12 protein-coding genes are annotated in these 13,463 nt (G+C 56.0%); 7 read left to right on the top strand and 5 right to left on the bottom strand.

Translation table 11 applies throughout. The annotated features are described in order from the left end of the window. The first annotated feature begins 6 nt into the window (after window positions 1–6). The 7 genes from AC6I8D_RS13530 (at window position 7) to mglC (ending at window position 8,259) form a co-directional block, all read left to right on the top strand. Entirely contained in the window at window positions 7–1,143 is a 1,137-nt protein-coding gene (locus AC6I8D_RS13530) for a YbfB/YjiJ family MFS transporter (RefSeq protein WP_312760312.1), read from the top strand. Window positions 1,144–1,258: 115 nt separating this feature from the next. Further along, the gene (gene folE, locus AC6I8D_RS13525; protein WP_031377128.1) at window positions 1,259–1,924 is read left to right on the top strand and encodes a GTP cyclohydrolase I FolE; all 666 of its coding nucleotides are present in this window, start codon (window positions 1,259–1,261) and stop codon (window positions 1,922–1,924) included. A gap of 50 nt (window positions 1,925–1,974) precedes the next feature. Beyond that, window positions 1,975–3,135, top strand: coding sequence for a DUF418 domain-containing protein YeiB (gene yeiB / locus AC6I8D_RS13520; protein ID WP_497820341.1), 1,161 nt, complete (start codon window positions 1,975–1,977; stop codon window positions 3,133–3,135). Window positions 3,136–3,282: 147 nt separating this feature from the next. Next, complete coding sequence (gene galS / locus AC6I8D_RS13515) at window positions 3,283–4,323, top strand: HTH-type transcriptional regulator GalS (RefSeq protein ID WP_312055449.1); 1,041 nt, start codon at window positions 3,283–3,285, stop codon at window positions 4,321–4,323. Between the two features lie 321 nt (window positions 4,324–4,644). After that, window positions 4,645–5,640: a galactose/glucose ABC transporter substrate-binding protein MglB gene (gene mglB, locus AC6I8D_RS13510; protein WP_312055450.1), complete on the top strand. Its 996-nt coding sequence runs from the start codon at window positions 4,645–4,647 to the stop codon at window positions 5,638–5,640. Between the two features lie 68 nt (window positions 5,641–5,708). Further along, on the top strand, window positions 5,709–7,229 hold the full coding sequence (gene mglA / locus AC6I8D_RS13505) for a galactose/methyl galactoside ABC transporter ATP-binding protein MglA (protein WP_312055451.1): 1,521 nt from the start codon (window positions 5,709–5,711) through the stop codon (window positions 7,227–7,229). Window positions 7,230–7,248: 19 nt separating this feature from the next. Next, window positions 7,249–8,259 carry a galactose/methyl galactoside ABC transporter permease MglC gene (mglC, locus tag AC6I8D_RS13500; RefSeq protein WP_312055452.1) on the top strand — a complete coding sequence of 337 codons (1,011 nt, stop codon included), beginning with the start codon at window positions 7,249–7,251 and terminating at the stop codon, window positions 8,257–8,259. Between the two features lie 214 nt (window positions 8,260–8,473). Here the strand turns inward: mglC and sanA are convergent, their stop codons facing one another. From sanA to AC6I8D_RS13475, 5 genes are all read right to left on the bottom strand, one after another. Further along, a complete protein-coding gene (gene sanA, locus AC6I8D_RS13495) occupies window positions 8,474–9,193 on the bottom strand; it encodes an outer membrane permeability protein SanA (protein WP_312055453.1) in 720 nt (239 codons plus the stop codon). Between the two features lie 134 nt (window positions 9,194–9,327). Continuing rightward, the gene (locus AC6I8D_RS13490) at window positions 9,328–11,025 is read right to left on the bottom strand and encodes an NAD-dependent malic enzyme (protein ID WP_312055454.1); all 1,698 of its coding nucleotides are present in this window, start codon (window positions 11,023–11,025) and stop codon (window positions 9,328–9,330) included. Window positions 11,026–11,294: 269 nt separating this feature from the next. Further along, the gene (gene cdd / locus AC6I8D_RS13485) at window positions 11,295–12,185 is read right to left on the bottom strand and encodes a cytidine deaminase (protein ID WP_312760307.1); all 891 of its coding nucleotides are present in this window, start codon (window positions 12,183–12,185) and stop codon (window positions 11,295–11,297) included. 120 nt (window positions 12,186–12,305) lie between these two features. Further along, a complete protein-coding gene (locus AC6I8D_RS13480; RefSeq protein ID WP_031377135.1) occupies window positions 12,306–12,998 on the bottom strand; it encodes a CidB/LrgB family autolysis modulator in 693 nt (230 codons plus the stop codon). Then, on the bottom strand, window positions 12,991–13,383 hold the full coding sequence (locus AC6I8D_RS13475) for a CidA/LrgA family protein (RefSeq protein ID WP_031377136.1): 393 nt from the start codon (window positions 13,381–13,383) through the stop codon (window positions 12,991–12,993). Before AC6I8D_RS13475 ends, AC6I8D_RS13480 begins: the two co-directional genes overlap by 8 nt. Window positions 13,384–13,463: the final 80 nt, after the last annotated feature.

The following is a 13,463-nucleotide window of genomic DNA, read 5'->3' as shown; positions in this document are numbered from 1 at the left end:
TCAGCAATGGCGGTACGCGTCGCGCTTAGCGCATTTTTAACTTTATTTGTGGCGATGGGCATCGGGCGCTTTGCCTTTACGCCGCAGGTTCCGCTGATGATTCAGGAGCACCAGTTGACGCTGACCAGTGCCAGTCTGGTGGCGGCGTTAAATTACCTGGGCTATCTGTGTGGCTCCTTCGATGCGATGCGCGCGCACCGCCGGGTGGAGCTGCGGTTACTGGCTGGCGTCTGGGGAGCGGTGATCCTGACGCTGCTCTCGGCCTGCGTCAGCGGTCCCTGGCTGCACGGGGCGATTCGCTTCCTGATTGGCTGGGCCAGCGGCTGGGCGATGGTGCTGGTGGCGGCATGGAGCAATGAGCAGCTGCACCGGCATGGCCGGGCCGGCTTATCGGCGGCAGTGTTTGCCGGTCCGGGCTGCGGTATTTTTGTCAGCGGGCTGCTGGCGGTGGCGTTACACAGCTTCCAGGTATCGGCCTCGCTGGCGTGGGCTGCTTACGGCGCGCTGGCGCTGCTGCTGATTGCGCTGATTAGCCGTAATCTGCCGCGGCGGGGCGAACTGCATCGTCCGGATCAGGCACCTGAACCGCTGGTGCTGAACCGCAATCTGAAACGGCTGGTGCTGAGCTACAGCCTGGCAGGCTTCGGTTACATTCTGCCTGCCACCTTTCTGTCGCAGATGGCGGCGGCACGCTTTCCTGACGGGGCGTTCGCGCAGTTTGTCTGGCCGATATTTGGCGGGGCGGCGATGGTCGGGATTGTGATCGGCATTATGACGCGGCGCTGGGGCAGCAGCCATGCGCGGCTGGCGTTAGTGCTGTGGGCGCAGGCGCTGGGTGTACTGGCGGCGGCGCTGTTGCCAGGCTTCAGTGGCTTGCTGATCGGCGCGCTGCTGGTCGGCGGCGGCTTTCTCAGCGTGGTGCAGCTGTCGCTGCTCTATGCACGTGAACTGGCGCCGCAGCATTTGCGTTACATGGCCGGTTTACTGACCACCGGTTATGCGGTCGGGCAGCTGGTCGGCCCGCTGCTGTCGTTTCTGTCAACCGCGCTGCTGCACCGGCTGGAGCCGGCGTTGTGGGTAGCGGGGGCCAGTCTGGTGTGGGCCGGCCTGCTGGTCTGGCGACGCGCAGCCGATGCCGGTTGATCACCAATCTGATTGATTGCTGGATTCCCCGCAAAGAAAGTTTCACAATACGCGCTCAGTAACAGGGCCCGCAGGCATTAACCGGCGGGCGCAACACCAGCCGGAGAAGAGTACGATGAGCACCTTAAGTCAGGAAGCTGCCCTGGTCCATGAAGCGCTGTTAGCGCGTGGCCTGGAAACGCCGTTACGTGCACCGACGCGCGACCTCGATGACGAAACGCGTAAGAGCCTGATTGCAGGCCACATGACCGAAATTATGCAGCTGCTGAATCTCGATCTGCAGGATGACAGCCTGATCGAAACCCCGCACCGCATTGCCAAAATGTACGTTGATGAGGTGTTCTCCGGTCTCGACTACGCCAACTTCCCAAAAATCACCGTCATTGAAAACAAAATGAAGGTTGATGAGATGGTGACGGTGCGTGATATCACCCTGACCAGCACCTGTGAGCATCACTTCGTGATCATCGACGGCAAAGCGACCGTCGCTTACATCCCGAAAGATACGGTGATTGGTCTGTCGAAGATTAACCGCATCGTGCAGTTCTTCGCTCAGCGCCCGCAGGTGCAGGAGCGTCTGACACAGCAGGTTCTGGTCGCGCTGCAAACGCTGCTGGGCACCAACAACGTCGCGGTATCGATTGACGCGGTGCACTACTGTGTTAAAGCGCGCGGCGTTAAAGATGCCACCAGCGCCACCACGACCACCTCACTGGGTGGGCTGTTCAAGTCCAGTCAGAATACCCGCCAGGAATTTCTGCGCGCGGTACGCCATAGTTGAGTCAACGGCGGGCGCACTCAGCGGCCCGCATCGTCAATTCAGGGTGCCGCATGCAACGCTATCTTGCGCTGGATTTCATACGTGGATGTGCCATTCTCGGCATCCTGCTGCTTAATATTGTCGGTTTCGGTCTGCCGTCAGCCGCCTACCTGAATCCTGCCTGGCAGGGCAGCGTCACGCTGTCCGACGCCTGGACATGGGCGGTTTCTGACGCGCTGGCTCAACTCAAATTCCTGACCCTATTTGCGCTGCTGTTTGGTGCGGGCCTGCAAATGCAGCTGCCGCGCGGCAGTCGCTGGCTGACGGCACGCCTGACGCTGCTGGTGTTTTTCGGTTTCCTGCACGGGGTGTTGCTGTGGGAAGGCGATATTCTGCTGGATTACGGCATTATCGGCCTGGTGGTGTGGCGGGTGTTGCAGGATGTGCCCTCGACCCGCAGCCTGATGAATACCGGCATTCTGCTCTATCTGGTCGGCTGTGGCGTATTGCTGGTGTTCGGATCGATTTCCGATCATCAGGCGACCCGATCCTGGCTGCCGGGCGCGGCCGATCTGCAATATGAGCAGTACTGGAAACTGACCGGCGGCTGGGAAGCGGTGAGTAACCGGCTCGATCACCTCTCGTCGGGTCTGATGGCGCTGGCGGCGCAGTACGGCTGGCAGCTGGCCGGCCTGATGATGATTGGCGGCGCACTGCTACGCAGCGGCTGGCTGACGGGCGAATTTTCAACGCAGCATTACCGTCAGGCGGCAGCGTTGCTGCTGACGATGGGGCTGTTGATTGCGGTGGCCGGGGTCGCAGCGCAATGGCTGTTACATTGGGAGTTTCGCTGGACCGGCTTTTATCTGCAAACCCCGCGTGATGTGGCCAGCCCGTTGATCAGCCTGGGCTATGCCGCACTCTGTCTTGGTTACTGGTCGCGGATTAGTCGCTGGCGTATTTGCTATGCGATTCAGTGCGTTGGCCGCATGGCGTTAACCAATTATCTGCTACAGACCCTGATCTGTACCACGCTGTTCTATCGCTTCGGGCTGTTCATGCACTTCACTCGCCTGCAACTGGTGATGATGGTCCCCGCGGTATGGCTGATTAACATCCTGTTTTCACTCATCTGGTTACATTACTTCGCTCAGGGTCCGCTGGAGTGGCTATGGCGGCGTCTGACGCTGCTGGCCGCCGGTAAACCTGCGGTCACTGACAACGCCAGATAATGACCGCCATCACAAAGGTTACAGAATTGTATGTAACCGTTTTCATTGATGTGACGCAATTCACGCTGCCTGCCTCCCGCCCCTGACAAAATAGCGCCGGTGTTCAACCCGGCGTGATGCCTTATTCTTCCTTTCTGGAACTGCTGCATGATAACGATTCGTGATGTTGCCCGTCAGGCTGGCGTGTCGGTGGCGACCGTCTCGCGCGTACTCAATAACAGTAGCGCCGTCACGTCTGATACCCGTGACGCGGTGTTACAGGCCGTTGATGCACTGGGATATCGTCCAAACGCCAATGCCCAGGCGCTGGCCACCCAGGTCAGCGACACCATCGGCGTGGTGGTGATGGATGTTTCTGATCCCTTCTTTGGCGCGCTGGTCAAAGCGGTCGATACCGTGGCGCAGCGCGTACACAAGCATGTGTTAATCAGCAACTCCTGGCATCAGGAAGAGAAAGAGCGCCATGCAATCGAGGTGCTGATCCGACAACGTTGCAGCGCGCTGGTGGTACACGCGAAAACGCTTTCAGACCACGAGCTGGCTGAGTTTATGCAACATGTGCCGGGCATGGTGGTGATCAACCGCATCGTGCCTGGATTTGAACATCGCAGCGTCAGTCTCGACAACGTTACCGGCGCACTAATGGCGTCAAGAACGCTGTTACAACAGGGACATAGCCGGATTGGCTACCTCTGCTCCAGCCACCCGATTGAGGATGTCGCCCAGCGCCGCGAAGGCTGGCTACAGGCGATGGCGGAGCAGGGCATCCGGCCGCAGGAGAGCTGGATCGCCAGCGCCGAGCCGGATATGCAGGGCGGGGAAGCGGCAATGGTCGAACTGCTGGGGCGTAATCTCAATCTGAGCGCAGTCTTTGCCTATAACGACGGCATGGCGGCGGGCGCACTCACTGCGTTGAAAGACAACGGCATTCAGGTTCCACAGCATTTTTCTGTCATTGGCTTTGATGACATCCCGATTTCGCGTTACACCGATCCTCAATTGACCACCGTGCGCTATCCCATTGTTTCTATGGCAAAACTGGCAACTGAGCTGGCGTTGCAGGGCGCGGCAGGGCTGCTGGATGACACCGCAACGCACATCTTTATGCCGACCCTGGTGCGCCGTCATTCGGTGGCGCAACGGCAAAATGTGGAGTCCGTCACTAATTCAGGCGATTCAGCCATGTAACCGTTTTCAATCTGTGATTACATTCACAGTTAATTAACATTGCCCTCACTATGATGGCAGCGTCTTACCGGACTGAAACATTATGTAACGCCCGCTTAACCGCATCAGGCACCGTCTCAGTCGCTGGATGAAAGGGTTCACAACATATTTCCTATTTACGGAAGCGTTTGACTACAGGGAAGTCAGATTTTGGACGGTGGTTCAGCGGCTTAGCGTAACGTTGTGTCTATTCCGCCTCCCCGATCAGTTTTACCGATTGTTCTCCCGCCTCTGTAGCGCGGCAGAGCTAAAAAGACCCTGCATAAAAAAACCGGAGATACCATGAATAAGAAGGTTTTCACGCTCACAGCACTGGTTGCCAGCATGATGTTTGGTGCAACCGCTCACGCAGCTGACACCCGTATCGGCGTGACCATTTATAAATATGATGACAACTTCATGTCGATGGTGCGCAAAGACATCGAGAAAGAAGCGAAAACCCTCGGTGGCATTCAGCTGCTGATGAATGACTCGCAGAACGACCAGTCTAAACAGAACGACCAGATCGACGTACTGATGGCGAAAGGCGTGAAAGCGCTGGCGATTAACCTGGTTGACCCGGCAGCAGCAGCGGTAGTGGTAGACAAAGCGCGCGCAAATGATGTGCCGGTGGTGTTCTTCAACAAAGAGCCAAACGCCAAAGTGCTGGCCGGTTATGACAAAGCCTACTACGTCGGTACCGACTCTAAAGAGTCCGGCATCATCCAGGGTCAGCTGATTGAGAAGCACTGGAAAGCGACCCCGGCCTGGGATCTGAACAAAGATGGTCAGATTCAGTTCGTGCTGCTGAAAGGCGAGCCGGGCCACCCGGACGCTGAAGCGCGTACCAAATATGTTATCGACACCCTGAACAAAGATGGCCTGAAAACCCAGCAGTTAGCGATGGACACAGCAATGTGGGACACCGCGCAGGCGAAAGATAAGATGGATGCCTGGCTGTCAGGCCCGAATGCCAAAAAAATCGAAGTGGTCATCGCCAACAACGATGCGATGGCAATGGGTGCGGTTGAAGCGCTGAAAGCGCACAACATGAGCTCCATCCCGGTGTTCGGCGTCGATGCACTGCCAGAAGCGCTGGCGCTGGTGAAATCGGGCGCACTGGCCGGTACCGTGCTGAATGATGCGGAAAACCAGGCGAAAGCAACGCTGGATATGGCGAAAAACCTGGCTGACGGCAAAGCCGCCACCGAAGGTACTAACTTCAAGATGGTCGACAAAATCGTCCGCGTACCTTATGTACCGGTTGATAAAGAAAACCTCTCACAGTTCCAGAAATAATATCGATTCCGGGCGCGGCGAGTGTCGCGCCTTTTTTACGTCACCACCGTTTTTTAGCCAGGTAAATTATGGCCAGTGATAATACGACCGCGCAGCGAGAATATCTGCTGGAAATGACCAATGTCAGTAAATCATTTCCCGGCGTTAAAGCGTTAGATAATGTGAATTTAAAAGTGCGGCCTCACTCTGTTCATGCATTAATGGGCGAGAACGGCGCCGGTAAATCCACCTTATTGAAATGTCTGTTTGGTATTTATAAGAAAGATACCGGCAGTATTCTGTTTCAGGGAAAAGAGATCGATTATAAAAGCTCCAAAGAGGCGCTGGAAAACGGCGTGTCGATGGTGCATCAGGAATTAAACCTGGTATTGCAGCGTACCGTGATGGACAACATGTGGCTGGGGCGTTATCCCCGTAAAGGCTTCTTTGTCGATCAGGACAAAATGTATAACGACACCAAGGCGATCTTTGACGAGCTGGATATCGATATCGATCCGCGCGACAAAGTGGCGCATCTTTCCGTGTCGCAAATGCAGATGATTGAAATTGCCAAAGCGTTCTCGTATGACGCGAAAATTGTGATTATGGATGAGCCAACCTCCTCGTTAACCGAGAAAGAGGTTAATCATCTGTTCACCATTATTCGTAAGCTGAAAGATCGCGGCTGCGGCATTGTGTATATCTCGCACAAGATGGAAGAGATTTTCCAGCTGTGTGACGAAATCACCATTCTGCGTGACGGACAGTGGATCACTACCCAGCCGCTGGACGGGCTGGACATGGACAAGATCATCTCGATGATGGTCGGCCGTTCACTGAACCAGCGTTTTCCGGACCGCACCAACGTGCCGGGTGAAACCATTCTTGAGGTGCGTAACCTGACGTCTTTGCGTCAGCCATCAATTCGCGACATCTCGTTTGATCTGCGCAAAGGGGAGATTCTCGGCATTGCCGGGCTGGTGGGTGCTAAACGTACCGATATCGTCGAAACGCTGTTTGGCATTCGCGAAAAATCGGGCGGCACCATTAAGCTGCACGGTAAACCGATTAATAATCACAGCGCCAACGAAGCGATTAACCACGGTTTTGCGCTGGTAACGGAAGAACGTCGTTCGACCGGGATTTATGCTTTTCTCGATATTGGTTTTAACTCGCTTATTTCCAATATCAAAAAATATAAAAACAGTATCGGGCTGCTGGATAATAAACGCATGAAGAGTGATACCCAATGGGTTATCGATTCTATGCGGGTTAAAACGCCGGGCCATCATACGCAGATTGGTTCGCTTTCGGGTGGGAACCAGCAAAAAGTCATTATTGGTCGCTGGTTATTGACCCAGCCTGAAATCCTGATGCTTGATGAACCGACACGCGGAATTGACGTCGGGGCAAAATTCGAAATTTACCAGCTGATTGCGGAGCTGGCGAAAAGAGAAAAGGGCATCATTATTATCTCTTCCGAAATGCCGGAGCTGTTAGGCATTACCGACCGTATTCTGGTGATGAGTAATGGTCTGGTTGCCGGCATTGTTGATACCAAAACCACCACGCAGAACGAAATATTGCGTTTAGCGTCATTACACCTTTAATGAAGCAAGGGCTGTTAACATGAAAGCGACTACAAAAAAGAATGCGCTAACCTGGTTAAAAGAGGGCGGCATTTATGTCGTTCTGCTGGTATTGCTGGCTATTATTATTTTCCAGGACCCGACATTTTTAAGTTTAATGAACCTAAGTAACATCCTGACCCAATCTTCGGTGCGCATTATTATTGCACTGGGTGTGGCGGGGCTGATCGTCACTCAGGGTACTGACCTGTCAGCCGGTCGTCAGGTTGGTCTGGCAGCGGTGGTCGCGGCCACGCTGCTGCAGGCGATGGACAACGCCAACAAGGTGTTCCCGTCGCTGGATACGGTGCCAATTCCACTGGTGATCCTTACCGTCTGCATCATCGGCGGCGTAATTGGTCTGGTAAACGGCGTAATCATTGCCTACCTCAAGGTGACGCCGTTTATTACCACTCTGGGCACCATGATCATCGTCTACGGTATTAACTCGCTCTATTACGATTTCGTTGGCGCCTCACCGATTGCCGGTTTTGATGCCGGTTTCTCGAAATTCGCCCAGGGGTTTTTGCGCTTTGGTGACTTCAAACTCTCTTTCATCACCTTCTACGCGGTGATTGCGATTGTGTTTGTCTGGGTGCTGTGGAACAAAACCCGCTTCGGTAAAAACATTTTTGCTATCGGTGGTAACCCGGAAGCGGCGAAAGTCTCTGGCGTTAACGTGCCATTGAACCTGATCATGATCTATGCGCTGTCCGGCGTGTTCTACGCCTTCGGCGGGATGCTGGAAGCGGGCCGTATCGGCTCGGCAACCAACAACCTCGGCTTTATGTATGAGCTGGATGCGATTGCTGCCTGCGTAGTCGGCGGCGTCTCCTTCGCCGGCGGCGTCGGAAGCGTGGCGGGCGTGGTGACCGGGGTACTGATCTTCACCGTGATCAACTACGGCCTGACCTATATCGGCGTCAACCCGTACTGGCAGTACATCATCAAAGGCGGCATCATCATCTTCGCCGTGGCGCTGGATTCGCTGAAATACTCGCGCAAAAAATAGTGCGCAGGCGATGAAGTCAGAAAAACAGAGCGACCTTCGGGTCGCTTTTTTTATGGGAAAAAGTGCTGGCGTCGTTACGGTGAGATCGGGACGGCTCAGGGAATAAGGGCAAATCAGAAATTGGTTCAGGTCTGTCAGCCGTCTGAAGCGACTTTCTGAGCGCCTGAAACTGCTCCCGGAGCCAGCAACATAGTAACAAGCCGCAGTGCGTGAGCTATTTACGCAGCTTCTGCTCCAGATCCAGCAGCTGTTCTGGCGTCACCGCCGGATAACTTTGCGCATCTTCCGGCACTTCACGTACCGCCGGAATCGGCACCAGCGGCCCAAGGAAGCGTGGCTCTCGCTTCAGCAGGAACAGGTCAGCCAGCGCGCCCAGCCGCGCACCGACCTCACGGAAACGCACGCTGAGCATGTTTTTCGGCGAGGGCACGGCATAACACTGCGCCTGAATGCCGAGCTGCAGGGCGATAAACAGCGCCCGCTCACAGTGGAAGCGTTGAGTGATGATAATGAAGTCGTTGGTATCGAACACTTTGCGGGTACGAACAATCGAATCCAGCGTCCGGAAACCGGCATAGTCCAGCACGATATCCGCCGGATCCACGCCTGCCTTAATTAAGTCGCGGCGCATGGTCATCGGTTCGTTGTAGCTTTGCAGCGCATTGTCACCGCTCAGCAGCAGATAGTTCACTTTGCCGCTGTTATAGGCGTTGAGCGCACCCTGCATCCGATAGAGGTAATACTGGTTGATCACCCCGGTACGATAATATTTGGCGGTGCCCAGCACCACTCCCACCTGGCGGTGCGGCAGTGAAGAGACATTCTCGTAGATAAAGGGCGCAGTTTTCCAGCTGATCCAGCGATCAAGGCCAAGCGCCGTCGCCACCATCAGCAGGATGATGAAAAGCAGTCCAATGAAAACGCGTTTCAGCATGCGCCTGGAGACTCGATGTCAGAAATTTGAGATGGCACAAGGCTACTTGAGCCGCCGCAGCGAAGCAAGTTAGTGCCGGTTGGCTGGTCTCTTTTTGAGCATTGCCGGACCAGAATCGGTCCGGCAGCGCACGATTAGATCGAGGTACGACGATAATGACGGTATTGCGGCAGCCAGAAGTTGTTGGCAATCGCCTGCGACAGCACATCTTCAGAGGTGACGACGGCGACACCCGCCAGCTGTGCCGCTTTGCCAACTTCCATAGCGATGATTTTCGACACGCCCTGGATATCTTTGATTTCCGGCAGTACCGGACCTTCGCCATCGTTCACCAGCGGCGAGCAGTCGGCCAGCGCGCGGCTGGCGGTCATCAGCATGGTGTCGGTGACGCGGCTGGCGCCTGACGCGATAACCCCCAGACCAATTCCCGGAAAGATGTAGGAGTTGTTGCACTGGGCAATCGGGTAGGTTTTACCGTTCCAGCTGACCGGCGAGAACGGACTGCCGGTGGCCACCAGCGCGGCACCGTCGGTCCAGGCGATGATATCGGCTGGCGTGGCTTCAACGCGTGACGTCGGGTTCGACAGCGGCATCACAATCGGGCGTTTGCAGTGTTTGTGCATCTCGCGAATGATCTCTTCGGTGAACAGCCCTGGCTGACCCGATACCCCAATCAGAATATCCGGGTGGGCGTTGCGCACCACGTCGAGCAGCGAAATCGCGTCACTGGTGACATCCCAGTGCTGAATGTTTTCGCTCTTCTGAACCAGTCTGCTCTGGAAATCGAGCAGGTTAGGCAGCTTGTCGGTCAGCAGACCAAAGCGATCCACCATCATTACCCGGCTGCGCGCTTCTTCATCGCTCAGGCCTTCCGATTTCATCTGGGCAATAATCTGTTCGGCGATGCCACAGCCGGCGGAACCGGCACCGAGGAACACCACCTTCTGTTCGCACAGGCGGCTGCCAGCTGCGCGGCTGGCGGCGATCAGCGTACCCACGGTAACCGCGGCGGTGCCCTGAATGTCGTCGTTAAAGCAGCAGACTTCATCGCGATAGCGGTTCAGCAACGGCATGGCGTTCTTCTGGGCGAAGTCTTCGAACTGCAACAGCACTTTCGGCCAGCGACGTTTAACCGCCTGAATAAAGTCATTAACGAAAGCGTCGTACTCTTCGCCGGTAATACGCGGATGACGCCAGCCCATGTAGAGCGGATCGTTCAGCAGCTGCTGATTATTGGTACCGACATCCAGCACCACCGGCAGGGTATAGGCCGGACTGATACCGCCACAGGCGGTGTAGAGCGACAGCTTACCGATCGGGATGCCCATGCCGCCGATGCCCTGGTCACCCAGACCCAGAATGCGCTCGCCGTCGGTGACCACAATCACCTTCACGTTCTGTTTGGTGGCGTTCTGCAGCATATCTTCGATGCGGTCGCGGTTCGGGTAAGAGATAAACACCCCGCGCGCCCGGCGATAGATTTCAGAGAAGTGTTCGCAGGCGGCGCCAACGGTTGGGGTGTAGATGATCGGCATCATCTCTTCGAGATGGTTGTCCAGCAGGCGATAAAACAGCGTTTCGTTGGTGTCCTGGATGTTACGCAGGTAGACGTGCTTATCGTTATTGTTTTTGAAGTCCTGGAACTGACGCCAGGCACGCTGCGCCTGTTCTTCAATCGACTCTACCGCTTCGGGCAGCAGACCATTGAGATTAAATTCGTTACGTTCTTCGATGCTAAAGGCACTGCCTTTATTGAGGAGGGGGAATTCCAGCAAAATCGGGCCAGCGTAAGGGATGTAGAGCGGGCGTTTACTTTCGTAGTCGAGTTCCATGCAGTAATGCTCCGGTTGCAGTGTTGTCTGGCGTCACGCCGGAAAGGTAGCGCCAGTTTACTTACCCGTTATAGCTCAGGCTGCAGGAGCAGTGCAGCGGCAGGTCTCCGCTGCGAATCATTCACGTACTTGCTGCCATCCTGCAACCCGAATTATTCAGAGTAATTTGTCATGACGTGAATTCTGGCGCCAGATCCTATGAAATTTCCCGCAGAAGTACAGCATTTGTTCATAAAAGGTCACAAAACTGTGGCCTTTCTGACAGTGGGTTATCCTTTGTGCAATTTTACTGACAGCAGCTCAGCGCAACCAAAAGTCTGTAAGGTTGCCTGCGTGGCGGCAAACTGGCTCAGCGTGGCATTTTCGACTTCTGCCAGCACCGCTCTTTTTATCTGACCGCTGTGTCCGCCCTGCATATTCAGCAGCACCAGCGCGGCCTGAAGCGGCGGAAAGCTGGGGTTAAACGCAGCATTCTCAGCATAGCGACCGGTGACAATGGTGCCGGACTCGGTTTCCAGCGCTACGCCGCTGTGTGACTGGCTGTAGGGCGCGTGGCTGGCATTGGCGGCGGCTACGGCGGCCTGCACCAGCGCATCTCCCTCAGCGCTGTAACCGTGATCGACCGCATCCATCAGCAGGGTGGTGATGTCGAGATCGCGCGGGCCAAAGGCGTCAGGCAGATAATCAGCCAGGGTACTGATGGCGCGCTGTGGCAGCGAGATACGAATCCCGGTACCGCTGTTGAGTTCATTCATAAACTGACGGCAATGACCGCACGGAGTGTAGTTAACCGTGATGGTTTCCAGCTGGCGTTCACCGCGCAGCCAGGCGTGGGTAATCGCGCTTTGCTCAGCATGCACCGTCTGTTGCAGCGGAGTGCCGACAAATTCCATGTTGGCACCAAAGTACCAGTTACCACTGGTGCCACGGGCGATCGCCCCGACGTTAAAGTGCGACACCGTGGCCACCGCACAGGCCGCTGCCAGCGGCAGCAGCGCCAGCGCCAGCGCATCGGCGTCCATCTGAGTCTGTTGCTGCAGCGAGGCGATCTGGTCGGCGCGCAGCACGGCCTGGAAGTCAGGCGCGTCCAGCAGCGGAGCCAGCGCGGTTTGCAGGGTTGACGGCAACGCCTCGAAGGCGGAGAGGTAACGTGAATGCATGAGAGCCTCATTAAATTCAGCAGGGCGATATGCCAGTCACCGGTTTATATGTGATCCCCGTCGCTCTGACAATGCAACCTGTGTTGCATGTTTCAACTTTGCGAGATCTATCGCAAAGTTTTAGCCAAACCAGTGCAGCAGTAACGGAAAAATAAACGGTGCCAGCAAAGAAGTAATGATGCCGCAAATCACCAGCGCCAGTGAACTGAACGCCCCTTCCTGATAATCGACTTCGGCCGCCCGGGCGGTTCCGAGCGCATGAGAGGCGTTACCGATCGCCAGACCGCGCGCCGCTTTCGATTTGACGCCCAGCAGGTTCAGCAGCATATGCCCGAACACCGCCCCCAGCACGCCGGCAATCAATACGCAGATGGCGCTGATCGCCGGGATGCCGTGCAGCGATCCGGAGACCGCCATCGCGATGGGCGTGGTGACTGATTTGGGAATAATGGTGGCGGCAATTTCCGGCGTGGCGCCCAGCCACAGGGCGATAGCGGTGCCTGATATCATGGCGGTCAGGCTCCCGATAAAGCAGACGCCAATGATCGACTTCCAGCGGGCGCGAATCTGATGCATCTGCTCATACAGCGGCAGCGCCAGCGCAACTACCGCCGGTTGCAGCAGCTGGTTAAGAATCTGACTGCCGGCAAAGTAGCGCGAGTAGGGCAACTGCAGCAGCAGCAGGATCGGGATGATGATCGCCATCGCCACCAGCAGCGGATTAAGCAGCGAGATTTTCAGGGTCAGCGCCAGCTTGCGTGCCAGAAAGAACGCCGCGAGGGTCAGCGGCAGGGACCACCAGATATCACTCATCGTTCGGCTCCCGGAGCGGACGGCGGCTGTGCAACTGGTGGGCGCTGACGCCGACTACCGCCAGCACCACAAAAGTACTGACCACGCAGGAGATGACGATTGGACCAAACTGGGCGCTGAGAATATCGGTGTGGCTCATCACGCCGACGCTGATCGGTACAAACAGCAGCGCCATATAGCGAATGATCAGATGGCAGCCCGGTTTGACCCAGTTCACCGGCAGGATTTGCGACGCCAGCAGGGCAAACAGAATCAGCATCCCGAGAATACTGCCAGGAATGGTTATCGGCAGCAGCGAGGCGATGCCGTTGCCACTGTATAAGCAGAGATAAATGATGATAAAGGCACGAAGGTAGCGCCCGCAGACAGACAGCACGGTGAGCATGACAGGCTCCTGTTTTCACTGTTCTTCATCATACGCATTAACCGCTTAGCGTGCTAGCGATCACATAAAAGCCGCGACGG

The organism is Pantoea sp. X-Soil-MYKO-1785, from assembly GCF_059730675.1.
The sequence above is the reverse complement of the archived record's forward strand: the minus strand, read 5'-3'. Positions and strand labels throughout refer to the sequence as shown.

Bases quoted from the DNA above. Each gene is read 5' to 3' on its own strand.
- cdd (WP_312760307.1), bottom strand. From the start codon at position 12,185: ATGCATTCACGTTACCTCTCCGCCTTCGAGGCGTTGCCGTCAACCCTG.
- mglB (WP_312055450.1), top strand. From the start codon at position 4,645: ATGAATAAGAAGGTTTTCACGCTCACAGCACTGGTTGCCAGCATGATG.
- folE (WP_031377128.1), top strand. From the start codon at position 1,259: ATGAGCACCTTAAGTCAGGAAGCTGCCCTGGTCCATGAAGCGCTGTTA.
- AC6I8D_RS13530 (WP_312760312.1), top strand. From the start codon at position 7: ATGGCGGTACGCGTCGCGCTTAGCGCATTTTTAACTTTATTTGTGGCG.
- AC6I8D_RS13475 (WP_031377136.1), bottom strand. From the start codon at position 13,383: ATGCTCACCGTGCTGTCTGTCTGCGGGCGCTACCTTCGTGCCTTTATC.
- sanA (WP_312055453.1), bottom strand. From the start codon at position 9,193: ATGCTGAAACGCGTTTTCATTGGACTGCTTTTCATCATCCTGCTGATG.
- mglA (WP_312055451.1), top strand. From the start codon at position 5,709: ATGGCCAGTGATAATACGACCGCGCAGCGAGAATATCTGCTGGAAATG.
- mglC (WP_312055452.1), top strand. From the start codon at position 7,249: ATGAAAGCGACTACAAAAAAGAATGCGCTAACCTGGTTAAAAGAGGGC.
- AC6I8D_RS13490 (WP_312055454.1), bottom strand. From the start codon at position 11,025: ATGGAACTCGACTACGAAAGTAAACGCCCGCTCTACATCCCTTACGCT.
- AC6I8D_RS13480 (WP_031377135.1), bottom strand. From the start codon at position 12,998: ATGAGTGATATCTGGTGGTCCCTGCCGCTGACCCTCGCGGCGTTCTTT.
- yeiB (WP_497820341.1), top strand. From the start codon at position 1,975: ATGCAACGCTATCTTGCGCTGGATTTCATACGTGGATGTGCCATTCTC.
- galS (WP_312055449.1), top strand. From the start codon at position 3,283: ATGATAACGATTCGTGATGTTGCCCGTCAGGCTGGCGTGTCGGTGGCG.